This is a genomic window from Sphingopyxis sp. GW247-27LB (genome assembly GCF_002277025.1).
GTDB lineage: Bacteria > Pseudomonadota > Alphaproteobacteria > Sphingomonadales > Sphingomonadaceae > Sphingopyxis.
Genome location: NZ_NIWD01000006.1, coordinates 35,515 through 52,492, shown reverse-complemented (window position 1 = coordinate 52,492; position 16,978 = coordinate 35,515). Strand labels below are relative to the sequence as shown.

Below are 16,978 nucleotides of genomic sequence, written 5' to 3'. Positions count from 1 at the left end.
TCAGCAGGCCGATGTTGCGGCGGCGAGCGCCGCACCATGGTTGAGACGGCGCAGGGCCTGTGCGGCTGCGACTTCGGCGCGTTGCTTGTGACTCATCGCGTTCCATTGCTCCTGCGAATTGCGTTGATTTATGGGTGCGATGGGTCCCGGCTTCTCCGATGCGCAGGGCTGGATCACCGGGACCGAGACGGGCGTCACACGGTCACGAACGATCGTCGGTGTGCTGCACGCCGTGAGCAGGATGGGGAGGGCGATCGTCACTCGGCGCATCAGAACCCCTCTCGATACAGGGTGTTCAGCGCATCATCGGCCGCGCGGATCTGCGCCCAACAATCGGCGACGTCACCTGGTTTGAGACTGTCTTGCTCGAGGCGTGCGATAGCCGCATCACGCCGCGCGTTGGCGGCGGCGACCTTTGCGGCGAGTTCCGCATTCTGTTTGCGGAGCCGCGCGGATTCGCGTCCCAGCGTGTCGATGGTGACGGACTGCGACTTCGCGGTGTCGCGCCAGATGGTCAGCGACTTGTCGATCTCGGCGACCTGCTGCGCCGTGTCCTTCCAGTCGAGATCGGGGTTGCCAGACGCGCTGCGGACGGCAAGCAGCACGACGCCTGCTTCATCCCGAAGCTCGGTATAGGATGTCTTCCAGTGGTCGCGCAAATGGTTGACGCGAACACCCCATAGCGTCACGGCGAGCAGAACAGCTCCGACAGCGCCATAGATATATCGGTTCAGCATCGGTGCGCCCGCCACAGGTCGCGTGCAACGGTGGTCAAGACGACGACGATCGTCACGGGCCAGAATATGCAGTAGAGGAACATTGCGAAGGCGACGAACAGGTCGTCCAGGTCATCGGCGGCGAACCAGATGTCGTCAGCGAACCAGTAGAGCAGCGCCGCGGCGATGATGCACCAGAGCATGATGATGATGGCGGCGATCATGACAAACCCCCGAGACATAGCTTGATTTCATCGGCTCGACGGTTCGTCAGACCCTTGATCGTGCAGAGCCAGGCGCCGTTCGCCTTTCGGGTGCAGGTCTCTCCCTTCGCTGACAGCTTGCGCGCTGTCGCGCTCGAGACGGTCGACTTGTTCCATGCCGCGATGGCGAGACAGCCACCCTTGAAATCTCCCGCCAGAAACTTGCGGTGGACGGTGCTGCCACGATAGTTCGCCGCGCCAGCATTGTAGGCCAGCGATGTCGCGGCGGCGAGCACCTTCGGATTGTCGGCAATGGTCGGGGTCATCTCGGCGACCGGCTGCATGAAATCTGCGACCGCATCGTTCAGCATCGCGAGACATTCGGCGTCGGTGTAACGGCGCATCTCAACGCGCGTCTCGCCGTAACAGACCGTCTGGACACGGGCGATGTCGAAGTAAGGATCGTTCGACTTACCCTCCCATCCGCCGATGAACGGCGTTGCGATGGCGAGTGCGGCGACGAACGCGCCACCTGCGACAACCTTCTTGCCGCGCGCGGGCTTCGACGCCGTCACGCCGTATCATCCTTCGGTGCCGGCGTCGCAGGCTTCACGATCATCTTGACGAAGTAGAGCGCATAGATGATCCACGAGACGACCATGATCCACTGCGCCGGGAAGAATTCCCGGACCACATCGGGCATCATGTTCAGCACGACGATCGCGACGCTCGGGTCGATGCTGACCCAGGCGAGGATCGCGAGCCCGATCGCGTTGAGCCGCACCGACCAGCGTTTCCAAGCGGTTTTGATGCAGTGGGGGAGGGTCATGGGCCGTCTCGCTCTGGCGTGCGAATCACGTTTCGCGTGATTTTTACCACGAACGACGAGAATAGCAATCCCGTCACGGTGCCCCCGATGAAGGCTAATTGGATATAGGTCACGGCGTCGAACCGGATGCGGCAGAGTTCGATGGTGAGCAGTAGGCAGAGCATGAGGCGTGCCGTGCCGCGCATTGCTATGTAATCTTGATATTATGGCTGAGCACGCCGGCCGATATATAGGTGCGGGCGGCGGTTGATATCTTGGCGACGCGTGCAATGCCTGCGGGCTCGCCAAACTGCTCGGCTCGAATCCATTTCGCAGAACCGTCTTCAAAGCGGTGACGCGCCGTCGCACGGATCGGTTCGCGCCAGCCATCACGCATGCAGTGGAACACCGGCTCGAAGGCGAACGCGACATTGAGGATCTTGAACGCGCCCCATTCGCCGCTGATTTCGTCTCGTGTCCAAACCCAATGGTCGGACGTGACGTCAGATGCCGAAATCTCGACACCCGGTCCATCCAGCAGGTCGTTGGCAAGCAGGATCGGCGTATCGTCGGTGACGCAGAATCCACCACCTTGTCCCGGTTCGATCGTCGGAGGTTCGATCGTGCCACCACCGGGATCTCCGGGGGTCGGTTCCTCAGGCTCTTCGGGAGGATCGGGAGGTGGACCGATAACGACAGGTGCAGCAGGAGGCGGACCCGGCGATCCTACCACGGGAAGATCTACGAACAGACCGAACGCCTGCAGCGACGAAACCCCCTTCAGAATGCAGTGGAGACGAACGAAGACGCGCGTCTCTTCCTCCACCCAGGCCATCGGGATCGTGTAGGTCGTTTCCTCCCATAGTCCGCGTACGACGAACATCTCGTCGCCGTTTTCGCGGAACACGGTGATGAGGATTTCCTGCAGATATTCTGGCGGCACCGATGCGGCGTCCCATGCGAGAGCGATGCCGTCTTCATAGAAGCGGCTGCGGTTCGACCATGTTACAACCAGGTCGGTCGCGGCTGTCGCGTCGATAATTCCGAAACCCTGGTCGTTGATCTTGACGTTTGCCGGCCGCAGCGGACCATGGACGCGCGGGACGAGCGTCGCCGTCACGGTGGTCGCGTCGTCGATGTCCAGAGTGCCGAGCGACGTGCGCGTCAGCATCCGCAGGTCGACATCCTCGCCGCCCGAACGCAACGTGTCGTCCGTGACGTTAAATCCGGCAGGCATGAAGCGAACGACGGTCGCGGTCGGCCATTCGCGAGGGATAGTGTCGAGCACGCCGCGCGCCAAAATCCATTCGTCGTTGACGGAGTCATAATCCTTGACGAGCGCGATTTCCATTTCATCGTCTGTCGTGTCTCCGAAGATGACGAAGCCGCCGATCTGCGGGCCGCGACTGACTCCGACGAACGGCGAGCCCGACATGGGTGTCTCGGCTTCCGCGGCAAGTGCACCATCGGTTTCGGTGACGCCGACCAGAGACTTGGTGCCGATGTTCGTCCAGTTGAGTACACCTGCGGCGTTCGGACGTTCCTCGAAAATGTCGAACGACTGCGCATCCGCCTGGTCGCTGGCTCCGAGCACGCCGGCGAACGTCTCAGGATAGGCGAGTTCGTTAATGGTCGTGCGGTCAATCGATCCGAGCGCGAAGAACGCGGGGAGGGAAATGATTTTCTCGTTGCTCAGCGGCAGCGGTTCTTCGGGAGGAGTCGCCTCCGAGCCTTGCGATCCCGTGGACGAGAATTTGCTGAGACCGAACACATCCTCGACGAAGCTGATCTTGATTTTCGCGTTCGTCTTGCGACCGCGGTCGATCTGGATGATGCGGATCGCCATGTCGAGTTCTAGGTCGATCGATGGGTCGTTCCAGAGCAAGCGCAATACGCCGCCCGGCACCTTGTCGAAGAAGCTGCGGTCGCATTCGATCTCGCCGATCGCAAGCGGCGTCGCGGCGATGCGAAGGTCGCGCAACGCGAGGCGCATAGCGAGATCCGGGTTGCGAACGCCGAAATAGTCTCGGCTGTCGCTAATTGGCGCACCATGGATCGCAATGCTCGCGAGATCCTGTGCCGTGACGGACTCTTCTTTCCCGTTCTCGGGATTGGTCCAAGTCGCGGAAATCTCGTTGGTGACTTCACCCCACATCTTGCGCTCGAAATTGACGAGCCGCGCGTTCGAAACATCGACTACGGGGAGGGTTTCGTAGTCATAATCGTCGCGATAGAGCATGATATTGAACAGGCCATCGCGCGGGTCGACATAAACGCTGCCCGCGATATGGCCGAGTACTTCGTTGATGAAGTTCTCAATCTCGGCCTGTTGCGTCCAGCGCAGCGACAGGCCGAAGGTTTCGTCGTAGAGCGTCTGTGCGACAGCATTCCAGTTCGCGGTATTGAAGAACAACGACGAGCCGCCCATGCCCCAATCGCTGTTGGTCATCGCCTCATAGATGATGTGCGCGGGATTCGCGTCGTTGCCAATGCGCGCGATATCTGGGTCAAGTCCCTCGGGCGTGCGATCAAGCTCGACCCAGATATCCTGAATGAAGGGGCTGTTGGACGACCAGAGGAAGCCGCCGCTGCTGACATTGCTCAGATAGGACTGACCGCCCGACGCCCCGTTGCCGATGAAGAACATCGTCGTGAGACCGCGATAAGCGGGACAGTCGTTCGCCGCGAGTCCCATGCGGCGCGCAAGCGTCTCGGGTAGCAGCTGGTCCGCTGCACCGGGGAGGAAATAGACCGTCCCGACGAGACCGCCTTCCTTCTTCGGACCACCAAAAAGATTTGCTCGATTGATGTCGATCGCCGTCAATGTCGAAACATTGCCCGTCCATGCGACTTTTTCACCGCAGAAGATGCGGGTTACCTTGGCACCACTGGTACATAGTCCGACGTGCATCGACGCGCGATAGTCGGTGATTTCCTGCTTGGCTGAAGGCTTACCCATCGATGGTCAGTCCTTCGCGTTCGATCTTGGCCGCGACGACATTCTGAGCGAGTGCGTCATTGGTCGCGAGCAGATCCGGCGCGCTGATGCCGTTCTGCAGGAAATCGGTGAAATTCAGCCCGTACTGCTGGAACCAGCGACGCGCGCCGGCCGCGCAGTAGAGCTTGCGGATGTCGGAAATCGTAATCGTGACGTCGCTCAGCAGCATCGCGTTACGCCTTCACCTGATACGTCCGCGACGATTTGTCGCCGAACCAGAGAACATTGGGGTCCTTGACGATGACGCGGCCGAAAACGACGCCGACAGGCTTCGCGCGATCGGCGGTGGGCGCTTCCAGTTCCTTGACGGACGCGTCACGAGCCGATTTCGCCTTGGGGCGCAGCAACATCGACACGGCCTGCAATGCGACCGAAATGACAATTGCGATGATCCAACCGGCGATCATGTGCGTGCCTCAATAATAGTTGTTGCGGATGCCGAAGGGTGACTGGTTCGGCACCCAAGGACATCCGCCAAAATTCAGGATGTTTTCGTGAACCGTGCGGCAATCGTTCATCTGATGGTTGCAGCCGAGCGAGATGTTGACCGCATCTCCTGCATGGAGACCTGTTGGCGCATAGGTCAGGAATACGTCACCGTTTTCCTCGACGGAAAGGATCGAGCGTTTGTCGGTGCGACCATCGGGGAGCGTCCATTCGATCATGCCCTGCACGAATTTTTCGAGCGTTTTGGCTCCCCACCAGTCGATCCCGAGATTTATCTTGTTCCGCAGCACGCCGACGACGATCTTGTTTAGTGTTGCTGCGGGTTTGCTGGCTCCACACTGATCGCCGTAGAGGACATGTGGGCAACCAAGTTGGAAGTGGCGTCGCAGCCCGACGCGCCGCAGCATCGTCGCGATAGGCTCGCATCGGAAGGTGACGAGATTTTCGTCCTTGCCGTTGAACCCGACGACGCGGCCCGTCCATGCGACGGGAAACTCCGGGTTGTCCGCATGACCCTGGCGGATCGTCAACTGCACGATCTCTCCGGGTGGATAGTCCTTGAACAGATTGTAGATCGGCAGCGCGATGGGAAGCGTGACCTTCAACTCGGAGCGCTCGAGTTTACCGCTGACTTCGATTGAGTCGCGCTCGACCGGCACAGGGAGATATGTGATTTCTTCGCCGATCTGCGGATCGTCGAAAACCAGTGGTTCGTCGTGATCGGTGTAGGCGAAATAGGACTGAGAGTCGGTGGCGTAACGAAACAGGTAGAGTTCAATGGGCGTGCCGAGCGTGCGGCTGGCCTCTTGGGTGGCAAAGGTCATCCGCCGACTCCTTCCTGAGTGTGGAGTTCGGATTGGGAGGTCATGATGCGCCGATCTCGAAGATGGCGTCGCCGCCGCCGGCAGCTACCGAGAGGATCAGGCCTTCCTTGCCCACCGCGTCGGTCAGCAGCGTGATGTTGGGATGGCTCTGATGTTCAGACACCGACAGGCCGGCGAGTTCGGGCGGCAGCGGGATCGCCTTGCCGCTCAGCGTCGCGGTCGTGGCGACGTAGCAATAATAGCCTCCCTTGCCGTTGGGCACGAGCGCGCCCGGCACGGTCAGGTCGTCGTCCGCCTCGGCCCACGGCGCGATGAACCCGACGATCTGGTCGATATCTCCTGCGACCCCGTCGCCCGCAGCCGCGTCCTTGGCCACGCCGTAGAGCTTTTCCGCCCCTGAAATATAGAAAAGGGTATTGGTGGCGGCGGCGCGTGTTTCGGGCTTGCCCAGTCCGGCGTTGGGACGCAGGCCCATGATATAGCCGTGAAGGTCGCCGCCGCCGTCCGCGCCGATCGACGCGGCATAGTCTGGCGGGTTTGCGGGGTCCGATGCGGCCGATTTCGGAACGGCAAAGGCCGCGACGTTCGCCGTGAGGTCCGCGCGCGCCGAAAGATCATAACCGCCTACCGTGACGGAAAGACGGGGGACGTAGACAATCTTCTTCGTTGCGAATCCGGGTGGAGAGTCGCCAGTCAGCGCCGCAGGTTGCGCCTGCGTCGCCGCCAAATAGTCGCCCGGATTGCCGAAAGCCGTTCGGCGATAGTTTTCCAATTCTCTGACCGTCCGCGTCGAGACGCGCGCGCCATAGCGATCCCACTCGTGAACGTCGGTGATGATGACCTGCGTGCCGATCGCCGCGTTCGTATAGTCGGGATCGGTCGCCGTGCCCGCATTCGCCTTCAAATAGGCGAGTTGGCCCGCCACGTTCATGATCTCGTAGCTTTCGATCATGCGCAGCGACGAGCAGGGATAAACGCCCACCGCGTCGATCTCGATCTTCACCCCGTCGGCATAAATCTCCTTGGTCAGGTTGCGGATGATCGGCGGACAGGGTTCGTGTCCAGCCGTCGCGACAAAGCCCGTCATCGCCCCGGTGTTCGTGCCGTCGGCGGCGTGCGTCAGCGTCGCGCCCGTCAGCGTGCCGCCGATGATCCACTTGTCGTCGTCGGGGCCGGTGTTGGTCGCGATGACGACCAGCGCCGATGCGCTCTCGCGCGCGACGATCATCCAGCTCTTGCCCGCCGTGTCGGTATAGGTCGAGCCGATATCCTCGTTGGTCTTGTCGTGCACGAACGGCGACGTGCCCGCGAAATTGAGCCGATATCCGCTCGGCTTGTGACTGGCTCCGAGGAAGACGCCGTTGATCCTGATCGGCGTGCGCTCGTCGGTGCCGATCTGCATCACCTCGCCGCTGGCGAAGTCCGGCACCATATATTTTTGCCGCCGCCCCTTCGCGATGCGCCGCCGTCCCTGAAAGTCGATGACGCCGGTTTTCGCGGGCGTAGCGGGCAGCGTCGGCGCCGGCTGTTCGTTGGTCAGCAGCCGGTCGACGACATCATAGGTCGCGCTCGCCCCAGCGGCGCGGCCCACATAGGTGTAATCGCTGCGGATTTCGAGCGTGATCGGCGCGTCGACCGTCGCCTGAAACTGCGCCGTATCGGGTGCGCGGGCACCGGCAGGAGCATAGGGTTCATAGTCGAGCGCGGTCGCGCCCGCATTGAACATCGCCGTGGCTTCGACCTGGGCCAGCGCCGCCGCCGTGATGCCTTTGCCGGTGCCGTTCGCATAGTTGGTGATGTTGCGAACGTTCGGCAGCCACCACACCGCATCGGCGGGCGGGGTGAAGGTAACCGTATGCGTGTTGAGCCCGGAATCGGCTGCGGCAAGCACGCGAGTCGTCCCGTCGGCTTTCAGGAACATCAACTGCCCCGACACCGGATAGTGAATGAAGTTCGCCGGACCCTGCTTCATCGAGTGGGTGCGCTGCGCGCCAGCCGTCACCGGAAGCCGTTTCAGGACCGCGAACGTCCCCCGCGCCGTTTCGTCCTGCGTCGTCATGTTACCAGCGGCATTCTGGTAGAAGCGCCAGAGCTGGTTGGCGGTCGCCGCCAACGCCGGATCGGTGCGCGCGGGATCAGCCAGGTTGGCGCTCTCGATCTCGGGGAAATAGTCGAGCGTAGATGCCAGCCCGTTCGCGGCTGCAACAGCCTCGTCGCGCGCCCCTAGCGCCTCGGAATTCGACAGTTCATTCTCAGCCGCCAACTTCGCAAACGAAGGAATCTCTCGCCCGCCATCCACGGCAACATCAGTAGTTTCATCACCGTTGACGATCTGATCGATGCGATCAAGGTTCGTTGCAAATTTGTCCGTCGCGGCAAGCAGTTCGGCTTCAGTCGTCGCCATAACGCGAATCTCCGTTATCGGCCCCGCTATGGTTGAAACTCAATCCAGAGTCACGCGAAAAGTGATTTTCACTCATCGAACGTGTCCGCCCAGTTTATGTTGAGAAGGATGTCGACGATATCGCTGTGCCCAGCAGGATTTTCGCGTCCGAAGAATTCCAGCATGAACTCAGCCGATGGATCGAGCGTCATCCCATCCTCTTCCGACACGGTTACGGGCAGCGACAGGAAATTGACCCGCACCGATGCCACATCATCCGTGGTCCACTGAGAAACGAGTTCGTCCGACGCGAAGCGCGCGACGCTCATCAGCGAAATATGCTTCACCTGGTCGGGCGCGACGGTTTCGACGAAGTTCCGGTTCACGCTGAGCAGCGTGTTACCGGCGTCCTCGACCGAATCTACGACCGTCCGATACCAGATGCGCCCATCGTTCAGCGCGATCAGCAGGTAGCGATGCACCCAGTCCGTCTCCATACCGAGCAGGTGCGTTCCTTCGACCAGAATATCCGCGTCGCCCGCAACGAGGTCCGCCAGTGGTGTCGCGTCCTCATGGAAGGTCGGCAGCATGAATTCGCCGGCGCGACCGCGGCAATGGTTGAACAGGCCTTCGATATATCCAACGGCCCCCGAGCGCAGCGGCGAGAAGTCCCACGTCTGCAACCGATCCGCATATGGGACCGGAAACAGATGGGAGGTCGCACCGTGGCCGAAGTCGATCGTCTCGCGCTTCTGGTTGATTCCGAAGCTGTTGTTCGATCCCCAGTTCGGGTCAGCGTGCCACACCTGACGCCCGGCATGACGAAACAGGTCGGCATCATAGTTGTATGACAACTCGCTGCCCGGCGTCAGGTCGAACTGAATCGGAACTTCCCACAGACGCGACGTGCGCGACGAAAGCGAAATTTCGGATTGCAGCATACCTCGGAGTGCGGGCCGCACGTCGAACGGCTCGGGGAGAGCGACCGAGTCCGACACTGTGACGATGCTGCCGACGACAGACAGCACGGTAACTTCCACAGTGCGGTCGAGAACAACGGATTCCCCGACAACCAGCCAGTCGGGGATGCTGTCGAGGGTTATGTCGTCATCGGCAACAGCGCTGCATGTCACCGAGCGCGTCGGATCGGCAAGGGAGATTTCCTGTCGCTGCGCATCGGCCGTCCCGAAGATCTGCTGCTGCCGGTCGGCGCCATATTTCATCGCCGTGAAGCTGACCTGCTTGCGCGGGTTCGCGCGCAGAGCGCGGCGCTGTTCGGTGCCATCGCGCGACGACAGGATCTCGGTCTTGAAGCTGATGGAGACTTCGACGTCGCGAGACCAGTTGGGGCGATAATCAAGCAGCATATTAGTTGCCTCCCGCAGCCTGCTGGACGACCGACGGGTTGCGCGCGATGATGTTGAGTACCGATTTCTCGCCGGCGCGCGTGGACAGGCCGCGCTCGACGATGTCACCGCTGTCGAGCAGATTGTTGACCGTCACCTTGACGCGCTCGGCGAGCGGCGTTCCGCCGTCATCGAGTCCGCCGTTGCCGCGATGACGCGGGTCGTTGCGCGTGATGATTTCCTCACCACGCTCGAGGATCGCGGGCACTTCGTTGGGACGCAGCCCAGCAACGCCACCTGTGTGATAACGCATCGCTGCGCTGAACCAGGCGGGCGAAACCCGTCGCGTGCGGGATGCTGCACCTGCGATACCGCCACCATGGAAGACGCCTGCGCTTCCGACGGTGTTCGCGGCCATGAGCAACGTTGCAGCGGTCGAAATCGCAGCAGCAGTCCCCAACCATGCCGCTGCACTCGCAAACATGGTAGTTCCCGCTGTCTGAACCAAAGTCCCAGCTGCTGTCAGTGAAGTGCTCGCTGCGATCAATGGTCCCGCGTTCAGGAGTCCGGTGAGACCCCCTGCGAGGCCACCGAATCCGATCTGTGAAGCGACCTGCAACGCCGCCATCTGTAGCAGCATCTGCGCGATGCCTTCGAGGAAATCAGCGACAAAATTCAACGCCGCATCGCGCAGCGCTGACAGAGGGTTGCCCGTCTCGACCAGTTTCTCAGTGAACATCGTCACGGCGTTGGTCAAACCGCCAGCGAACAGTTGCTGAATCTGACCCGCGCTGATCTGGAATTCCTGACTGGTCGCGATCACCTGGTTGCGCAGGTTTTCGAGACCGAGAATTGCAGCCTGTGAATCGGGACCTTGATGGACCTGATACCATTCGATCGCATTGTTGATGCCGGCGAGAAGTTCGGCGTTTACTGCTCGAAGCTGCTCCTTGAGTTCTTCGACGACGTTACCCTGGCCCAAATCCTGATAGAATTGGATTTGCTCCATGAGCGCCGAACGCTGCTGCTGAACGCGATCGATCGGTTCCGACACGGTCGCGACACCGCGGCGACGTTCGTCGAGCACGAGACTGTTTTGCAGCGACTTTAGGCCATTGATGGCCGTGCGCGCCTCGGGCGTATCGCCCATGGTCTTCCAGAAATCTATTGCCTTGGCGATATTGGCCTCGAGTCGATCCTCGACTTTCGCGAGTTCGGCTTCGAGGCGGTCAATTTCTCCCGTATCGCGTGACTCTTTGGCCTGATCGAGCAGTTGAAGCAGTGCGCTACGCTCACCTGTCGACGCATCGACTGCAGCGGTTGCGCGCTCGCGAGCATTGATCAGGTCATATTCGAGGCCGACCGTCTCGGCGATTGCGTCGCGACGCTCCTTGTCGAGTTCGATTCCCTTCTTCTGCGCCTTGGTTTCGGCGTCGAAGATCGCTTCATCGATCGCCTTCTGGCGTTCCGCATCGATCACCCCCTCGGCGCTGAGCGTGCGGGCCTTCTCGAGATACGCGATGTTGACGCGACGCTTTTCATTCTCCGCGTCGATCTCAGCGTTGAAATCCTCCTGCTGCTTCTGCAGCTTCGCCATTTCCTTCTGGACGTCGATTTGCGCATCGCCGACATTGCCTCCCTTGAACCGGCGTCCGTTGCGCAGCGGGTCAACATACGCTCCGTTCTCCTGCACCGCGAAATGCGTATGGTTCCCGGTGCTGCGACCCGTCGATCCAACACGGCCGATGGTCTGCCCCCGCTGGACACTGTCGCCTTTGACCACCTGCGAGTTGTCGCTGAGATGACCGTAGACCGTGATCAGACCCTTGCCGTGATTCAGTTTGACATATTTGCCGAGCAGCGGATCGAAACCGACTTCGCCCACGATCGCATCGGCGGCGGCGCCAACCGCCGTCCCCTTGGGTGCAGCAATGTCGATTCCGCCGTGAAAGGATTTTTTGCCGGTGACGGGATGCGTGCGAAATCCAAACCCGCTGCTGATGCGACCCTGTACGGGCAGATCGAGTTGAATGGATTTCTGAGCGTCGCGTTCGTTCTTTTTGCGCAGTTCCTCGCGCTTTTTATCTTCAGCGACTTGGCGTGCGACCTGCGCGACGACAACATCGCCGGTCTTTTCCACTTCCTCGCGGTAAGCCTTCTCGCCGGCGAGGCGAATCTTGTCGGCGTCGGCGCGGGCCTTGTTGATATCATCTTCGAGTTTGAGTTCGTCGATGCGATCTTTTCGGCGCTTCTGCCGGGCGGCGCTTTCCTCGTTGACGGTGTCGCCGGTCGGCTGTTGCTGTGTAGCGCGGCGGGCGGCTTCGTCGCGCTCCTTCCGCAAGCGTTCCAGCGTCGATGTTAGAATCGAAACCTGATATTGGTAGCGCGCGAAGTCGATCGGGCCATCGAGCAGAGTTTTCGGTTCTTTTTTAAGTTCGTCGAGTTTGCCCTGAAGTCGATCAATTTCAGCGGTGTAATCTTCGACGCTCGCATCGCCAGTGAATATCCGCAACCCTCGACCTGCCTTGTCGGCGAGTTCGTCCAGGAGGTCGATGAAACCTCGAACGACGCGAGTATCGGCAAGACGATCGAGAAATTTGTCCAGGCCATCGGTTAGCGAGTCGAGACCGCTTTTCGCTTCGTCCGAGGCCCGTTTCTGGTCACGCAAATGCTCGGCCAGTTTCCTGACTGCTTCTGCGCGCGCTTCCGCCGCCTCCCCCGAGTCAAACAGCGCGCGAATATGGTCGCGTTCGGTGACCGTGAGAAACTGCAGTTCATCGTCTAGTTCCGCAACGGCGTCATAGCCCTGTGTGAAGGCGTCTTGCACCTTCTCCATCGCCTCGGGAAGATCATCGCCCGTGACTTCGGCGACCTGTTTAGCCATCTGCGCGAAACTGACGAGATATTCGGTGTTGAGCCCCTGCGTGACGAAATTTCGTAGGGTCGAAATCGACTGTTCGGCCGTAAGCCCTATATCTTCAAGCTTCTCGGCAATACCTTCCAATTCGCGCGCAGCAGCGTTCGACGTCTCGCCGACGCCAGCGAGAATACCGCGAACCTTGTCGAGCCGCTGCGCATCGTTCGCAGCCTTGACCATGATCGTGCCGACGGTAGCGAGCGTCGCGATCCCTGCGAGCACATACGGATTCGTGAAGGCCTTGACGAGATGGGCACCAATATTCGGCAGCAACTGCAGAATCTGCCCACCTTGTTGCGCGATAACCTGCAACGGCGCAGTGCCGCTCGCCAACTGCGTGAAGACGTCGTTGACCTGGTAGCCGAGATTGGTGAGCTCGTAGGGTTTCAGGCCGAACAGTCCCGCAGCACCGCGTTCGCCGCGTCCAGTGCGACCCAGTGCTGTCGCGGCCTGCTCCGCTTCAAGTTTCAGGCGGCGTTCGGCGTCCGCCAATTGGTCGGCGCTGAGCGCACCCTTGCGATACAAGGCATTCGCCTCGGCGAGTTCCGTGTTGAGCCGGGATTGAATCGCATAGAGCGGGTCGACGCGCTGGCGCAGCCGTTCGGCCGCATCGGCGGCGCGATCGAAGTCCGCGGCGAACACCGCCGCACTATCCTCTGCGGATTTGCCGCCACCGCCGAGACCAGTGGACGATGCAATCTGCGACTGGATCTGGCGCGCCGCCGCGATGCGGCGAGCAGCCTGCTCCTGGCTGTCGGCCACGGCATCAGCGGCGCGCGCCTGCTGCACCTGTGCGGCGGTCAGAGACTCGATCGCCTGTTCCGTGGCGATGGCGATCGAACCGAGTTGCTGGAAACTGGCAGCTTCGCTGGCGAGCGACGCTTCCTGCGCGGAGATGGATGCCTTCAGTCGACCTCGCGCCGCAGTCTGCGTGACGATGGCGGCATTAACCGCCTTCAACTGCGCAATGGTTCCTGCGGTGTCCTGACCCGCGAGATGCTGATCGACGATCGAGACCTGCAACCGCTCCTGCGCTGTCGCAAGATTCCGCAGTTCGACGGCGGTCGCAGCGTACTGCGCCTTCGACGCGGCGAGCGCGTCCCTCTGGCGCTTCTGCGCGGCTTCTGCGCGGTCCGCAGCACCGACAATCTTCGTGTAGGCGGTGTCGAGCGTCTTCAGCTGCGACACGATCGACGACATCTCGGTCGACAGCGTCGCACCGCTCGTTTTCAGGCGATCCTGATTTCCGATGAGGGTCGCGACCGACCCGGAGATTGAATCAAAGATGCGCTTGGCTTCGTCGCGCGCCTTGATCACCAATTGAACGTCACGAGTTGCCATAAACTATTCCTCGGTCAGTCCCTCGATGAAATCGTTCAGCAGTCGCGTCCCCTCCTTGCCTCCCAGCAGCGATGCGCCGACCATGGTCATTCCCGTCAGATGCGACGCGAGATCCATGCTCAGGCGTTCTTCAATGATGCGCGCTTCCTCCCTGATCAGATGAATCGGGTAGAGACCGACATTCGTGTGACCATGCGCGCGCAAGAGACTTGCCTGTTTGCGCAGATCCCACAGCCACCGCGCTAGGCTTCGTCGCTCTGCGGGGTGCTGGTTCGCACCAGGCCCGCTGCCTGAATGACGGTCTCGAACAATTTTTTTGGCGGCATGTCCTCCGTGAAGGTCAGATCCGCAATGGCTTCGAGCGCAGCGATCTTCGGCGCGAGCGCCATACGCTGCACGATGCCGATCACGGCAGGATCATCGTAACCCATGGCGATCGCGACAATGTCAGCGGTGACGGTCGGAAGGGTGTCGACCAGTGCCGATGCGATATTGGCGTCGAAGCTGAAACCTGCCTCGGGATTCTCCATGGCCTGCAACGCGAGGCGTTCGAACCATGCCGAGAGTTCGCCGGCGTGACGGCGATAGATGGTGAGTGCATCGTCGAGCGCGATGCCGCGAATGCTGATCTCGACGCCGTTCGGCATCTTGATCTGGCGCGACGGGTTGAGTTGGCTGCTCAGTGCAGCCAACTCGTCCGTCGAAAGTCCCGTGCTGCTCATGGTCGATTATGCCGGGGTGTACGGCTGACCGTCGCAGGTGATGGCGCTGCCACCGACCGGCGTCGAGATGACGACCGTGAACGGCAGCGACTGCCATTCCTCGGAGATCACGCCGAAGTCGCCGTTGGGGGTCAGCTTCACCGCGCCCATCAGATAGTTCTTGTCCTCGCCGTGCGGGTTGTCCGCGATGAAGCGAAGCTGGCCTTCGACCACTTCCGCGCCCGACGAGACGCGCTCGAAGCTGTGCGCGACGATGTCGTAGGTGATGGTCACCGGGTCGCCATCGCCGACCGCGGTCGCGTCGAGCAGGAATTCGACGGTGCCGTTGTTCAGGTCGACCGTGAAATCGGTGCCGGCGACGAGCGGGGTGGCGCCCGTGACGGCGGTAACGTTGGCGACCTTCTTCGCGGGCAGCTCATACATATAGCCGAGCGTGATCGCGGCGAGCACTTCAGTTTCCTCGGTGGCTGCGGCGACCGCAACGACCTGGTTCGAACCCTGCAGGAAGATCGCGAGATTTTCCGACTGGATATGGTCGGCGGTGAAATTCGCGCCGTAGGTCGTCTGCACCGGGACATCGGCGTCCTGAACGCGCACACCCTGACGCGAGTCGAAGTGCGGCAGCGTTTCGGTGGCGACATTCAGGTTGAAAGCCGGCGTGTTGCCGAGCGGGCGAAAACCCGTCTCACCGGTCGGCTTGAAGAACAGTCGGCCGCGGCCGATCGTCAGGTTTTCGCGATTGATCTTGGACATGGGAGAGTCACTCCTGAGGTAAGCGAATCACGTTTAGCGTGATTCTAGGTTGAGGTAAACGGCTTTGCGGGGTCCTCCACGAGGGAGAGTGTGACGGGGAGCCAGAAATAGGCCTTGTCCGAAACTTCGTCGGGCGGTCGCACGATCGGAGCGCCGATCGAAATATTGTCGATCCGCTGCCCTTTCTCGATGAATCCTAGGATTGGTTTGCGCTGATCCATGCCGGCGCGCAGCGCGCTAAGCACCTTGGCGACGTCAGCTGCGAGCCGATATGCGGGATCGGTCGGGTTCGCGAAATCGTCCTCGACGAAACCCTGCACCAAGATGCGCCAGTCGACCAGGTGTGCCTGCGTGCCGCGCGCTTCGGCGACGGGATCGTTCGGTCGCGGGTCTTCGATGAAGCTGACCATCGGCAACGGATCATTTTCGCCGTATCGCGCGCGACCGCGGAACACGAGACCTGCTAGATTATGCGCGTAACCGTCTGCGATGGAGACAGCTTCGACCGTCTCGGTGAGGCGCTGCAGCACGTCGAGGCGGAAGGGGAGGGGGTCAGTCAAGGTCCAACTCCTGCAAACGGAGATATTCGACTTCGAGCCGTTCCGCGAGATCCGGGGACATTTCGTCAGCCACGTCGTCGAACACTTGGTCGATCGACGGGCCGTAGAGCAGCCACAGGTTCCGACCGAGCAACTTCGGCTTGTAGGCTCGCGACGGAGTCTGGCCTTCAGGGAGACGGATCGCGAGACCGACATTTCCGAGCGTGTCGGTGTTGCCGCTGCGGAGCGGAATGAAGAACGCCTTCGGCATCCGCGTCGCAAGTCCCGGTTCGACCTGCACGGAGACACCTGCGGAACGCTTCGACGTCGGTGTCGTCGCGAAGCGCGCGAGCGATGTCGCGCGATGCCTGCCGGTGATGGCGGCGGTCAGGTCCATCGTGTTCGCGCGCTTGGTGATCGAGAGGCGCCCATTCTCGCCGCTGAGATAGCGTGCCGGAAACGCGACCTGCTGCCGGATGCGGCGCGCGGCCTCCGCTCGAGCGTTGCGCGTGACGGTGTTGATTGCGCGGGCGAGATTGCGTTCGATCGTCGCGCCGATGCTCGTGATGCTGTCGAGCGTCTGCGACTGGACAAGGACGACGTAGGGATCAGCCATCGTCGCGCACCGGGTAGTTGTCCGCGGCGATCTTCGCTTCGGAAATGGGCGCTGCCATGGCAGTGATCGTGATGCCGTCGGGTTTCTCGCTGTCGGCGATCTGCCATGCTTCGTCGGAACTGATCGAAACAATGGCGCCGCGTGTCGGAACCGAAACCTGACTGCGCATGAAAATGACGCGGGGCGTGATGTCACGGACGCCGACGCCGTCGGCACCGTAGCCTTCCATGTCGTCACCGACGAGATTCATCTTGGTATGAACGCGGACTTCGACCGGAACCCATGCGGATTCCGCAGTCGCGCGGTAGAAGGCCGGGACCAGCATTTCGTCATGCAGGTCCCGGCGCATCTGGTTCTTTATGTCG

General features: G+C 61.2%; 19 protein-coding genes. All 19 read right to left on the bottom strand.

Annotated elements, in window-relative coordinates:
- On the bottom strand, positions 1 to 270 hold the full coding sequence (locus CD928_RS05640) for a hypothetical protein (RefSeq protein WP_095386079.1): 270 nt from the start codon (positions 268 to 270) through the stop codon (positions 1 to 3).
- Positions 270 to 752 carry a hypothetical protein gene (locus tag CD928_RS05635; RefSeq protein WP_141237095.1) on the bottom strand — a complete coding sequence of 161 codons (483 nt, stop codon included), beginning with the start codon at positions 750 to 752 and terminating at the stop codon, positions 270 to 272. The genes CD928_RS05640 and CD928_RS05635 overlap by 1 nt, the downstream gene beginning before the upstream one ends.
- Complete coding sequence (locus CD928_RS05630; protein WP_095386073.1) at positions 731 to 940, bottom strand: hypothetical protein; 210 nt, start codon at positions 938 to 940, stop codon at positions 731 to 733. Before CD928_RS05630 ends, CD928_RS05635 begins: the two co-directional genes overlap by 22 nt.
- Entirely contained in the window at positions 937 to 1,494 is a 558-nt protein-coding gene (locus CD928_RS05625) for a lysozyme (protein WP_217983730.1), read from the bottom strand. The genes CD928_RS05630 and CD928_RS05625 overlap by 4 nt, the downstream gene beginning before the upstream one ends.
- On the bottom strand, positions 1,491 to 1,748 hold the full coding sequence (locus CD928_RS05620; RefSeq protein WP_095386070.1) for a hypothetical protein: 258 nt from the start codon (positions 1,746 to 1,748) through the stop codon (positions 1,491 to 1,493). The genes CD928_RS05625 and CD928_RS05620 overlap by 4 nt, the downstream gene beginning before the upstream one ends.
- Complete coding sequence (locus CD928_RS05615; protein WP_095386067.1) at positions 1,745 to 1,933, bottom strand: hypothetical protein; 189 nt, start codon at positions 1,931 to 1,933, stop codon at positions 1,745 to 1,747. Before CD928_RS05615 ends, CD928_RS05620 begins: the two co-directional genes overlap by 4 nt.
- 2 nt (positions 1,934 to 1,935) lie before the next feature.
- Positions 1,936 to 4,638 carry a phage tail protein gene (locus CD928_RS05610; protein ID WP_176473469.1) on the bottom strand — a complete coding sequence of 901 codons (2,703 nt, stop codon included), beginning with the start codon at positions 4,636 to 4,638 and terminating at the stop codon, positions 1,936 to 1,938.
- Positions 4,639 to 4,678: 40 nt separating this feature from the next.
- Entirely contained in the window at positions 4,679 to 4,894 is a 216-nt protein-coding gene (locus CD928_RS05605) for a hypothetical protein (RefSeq protein WP_095386062.1), read from the bottom strand.
- Between the two features lie 4 nt (positions 4,895 to 4,898).
- Positions 4,899 to 5,132: a hypothetical protein gene (locus tag CD928_RS05600; RefSeq protein WP_095386059.1), complete on the bottom strand. Its 234-nt coding sequence runs from the start codon at positions 5,130 to 5,132 to the stop codon at positions 4,899 to 4,901.
- Between the two features lie 9 nt (positions 5,133 to 5,141).
- Complete coding sequence (locus tag CD928_RS05595) at positions 5,142 to 5,996, bottom strand: phage BR0599 family protein (RefSeq protein ID WP_095386056.1); 855 nt, start codon at positions 5,994 to 5,996, stop codon at positions 5,142 to 5,144.
- A gap of 40 nt (positions 5,997 to 6,036) precedes the next feature.
- Entirely contained in the window at positions 6,037 to 8,400 is a 2,364-nt protein-coding gene (locus CD928_RS05590; protein WP_095386054.1) for a hypothetical protein, read from the bottom strand.
- A 68-nt stretch (positions 8,401 to 8,468) separates the two neighbouring features.
- The gene (locus CD928_RS05585; RefSeq protein ID WP_095386051.1) at positions 8,469 to 9,746 is read right to left on the bottom strand and encodes a hypothetical protein; all 1,278 of its coding nucleotides are present in this window, start codon (positions 9,744 to 9,746) and stop codon (positions 8,469 to 8,471) included.
- 1 nt (position 9,747) lies between these two features.
- Positions 9,748 to 13,983: a phage tail length tape measure family protein gene (locus CD928_RS05580; RefSeq protein ID WP_095386048.1), complete on the bottom strand. Its 4,236-nt coding sequence runs from the start codon at positions 13,981 to 13,983 to the stop codon at positions 9,748 to 9,750.
- Positions 13,984 to 13,986: 3 nt separating this feature from the next.
- Complete coding sequence (locus tag CD928_RS05575; protein ID WP_095386045.1) at positions 13,987 to 14,187, bottom strand: hypothetical protein; 201 nt, start codon at positions 14,185 to 14,187, stop codon at positions 13,987 to 13,989.
- A 38-nt stretch (positions 14,188 to 14,225) separates the two neighbouring features.
- A complete protein-coding gene (locus tag CD928_RS05570; protein WP_095386042.1) occupies positions 14,226 to 14,705 on the bottom strand; it encodes a hypothetical protein in 480 nt (159 codons plus the stop codon).
- A gap of 6 nt (positions 14,706 to 14,711) precedes the next feature.
- Positions 14,712 to 15,458 carry a hypothetical protein gene (locus tag CD928_RS05565; RefSeq protein ID WP_095386040.1) on the bottom strand — a complete coding sequence of 249 codons (747 nt, stop codon included), beginning with the start codon at positions 15,456 to 15,458 and terminating at the stop codon, positions 14,712 to 14,714.
- A gap of 44 nt (positions 15,459 to 15,502) precedes the next feature.
- Positions 15,503 to 16,018 (bottom strand): hypothetical protein, encoded by a 516-nt coding sequence (locus CD928_RS05560; protein ID WP_095386037.1) that lies wholly within the window; start codon positions 16,016 to 16,018, stop codon positions 15,503 to 15,505.
- Entirely contained in the window at positions 16,011 to 16,613 is a 603-nt protein-coding gene (locus CD928_RS05555; protein WP_095386034.1) for a hypothetical protein, read from the bottom strand. The genes CD928_RS05560 and CD928_RS05555 overlap by 8 nt, the downstream gene beginning before the upstream one ends.
- The gene (locus tag CD928_RS05550; RefSeq protein WP_141237094.1) at positions 16,606 to 16,962 is read right to left on the bottom strand and encodes a hypothetical protein; all 357 of its coding nucleotides are present in this window, start codon (positions 16,960 to 16,962) and stop codon (positions 16,606 to 16,608) included. Before CD928_RS05550 ends, CD928_RS05555 begins: the two co-directional genes overlap by 8 nt.
- Positions 16,963 to 16,978: the final 16 nt, after the last annotated feature.

Excerpts from the sequence above, each read along its gene's own strand:
- CD928_RS05640 (WP_095386079.1), bottom strand. The coding sequence starts at position 270 with ATGCGCCGAGTGACGATCGCCCTCCCCATCCTGCTCACGGCGTGCAGC.
- CD928_RS05630 (WP_095386073.1), bottom strand. The coding sequence starts at position 940 with ATGATCGCCGCCATCATCATCATGCTCTGGTGCATCATCGCCGCGGCG.
- CD928_RS05620 (WP_095386070.1), bottom strand. The coding sequence starts at position 1,748 with ATGACCCTCCCCCACTGCATCAAAACCGCTTGGAAACGCTGGTCGGTG.
- CD928_RS05615 (WP_095386067.1), bottom strand. The coding sequence starts at position 1,933 with ATGCGCGGCACGGCACGCCTCATGCTCTGCCTACTGCTCACCATCGAA.
- CD928_RS05610 (WP_176473469.1), bottom strand. The coding sequence starts at position 4,638 with ATGCACGTCGGACTATGTACCAGTGGTGCCAAGGTAACCCGCATCTTC.
- CD928_RS05605 (WP_095386062.1), bottom strand. The coding sequence starts at position 4,894 with ATGCTGCTGAGCGACGTCACGATTACGATTTCCGACATCCGCAAGCTC.
- CD928_RS05600 (WP_095386059.1), bottom strand. The coding sequence starts at position 5,132 with ATGATCGCCGGTTGGATCATCGCAATTGTCATTTCGGTCGCATTGCAG.
- CD928_RS05595 (WP_095386056.1), bottom strand. The coding sequence starts at position 5,996 with ATGACCTTTGCCACCCAAGAGGCCAGCCGCACGCTCGGCACGCCCATT.
- CD928_RS05590 (WP_095386054.1), bottom strand. The coding sequence starts at position 8,400 with ATGGCGACGACTGAAGCCGAACTGCTTGCCGCGACGGACAAATTTGCA.
- CD928_RS05585 (WP_095386051.1), bottom strand. The coding sequence starts at position 9,746 with ATGCTGCTTGATTATCGCCCCAACTGGTCTCGCGACGTCGAAGTCTCC.
- CD928_RS05580 (WP_095386048.1), bottom strand. The coding sequence starts at position 13,983 with ATGGCAACTCGTGACGTTCAATTGGTGATCAAGGCGCGCGACGAAGCC.
- CD928_RS05570 (WP_095386042.1), bottom strand. The coding sequence starts at position 14,705 with ATGAGCAGCACGGGACTTTCGACGGACGAGTTGGCTGCACTGAGCAGC.
- CD928_RS05565 (WP_095386040.1), bottom strand. The coding sequence starts at position 15,458 with ATGTCCAAGATCAATCGCGAAAACCTGACGATCGGCCGCGGCCGACTG.
- CD928_RS05555 (WP_095386034.1), bottom strand. The coding sequence starts at position 16,613 with ATGGCTGATCCCTACGTCGTCCTTGTCCAGTCGCAGACGCTCGACAGC.
- CD928_RS05550 (WP_141237094.1), bottom strand. The coding sequence starts at position 16,962 with ATGCGCCGGGACCTGCATGACGAAATGCTGGTCCCGGCCTTCTACCGC.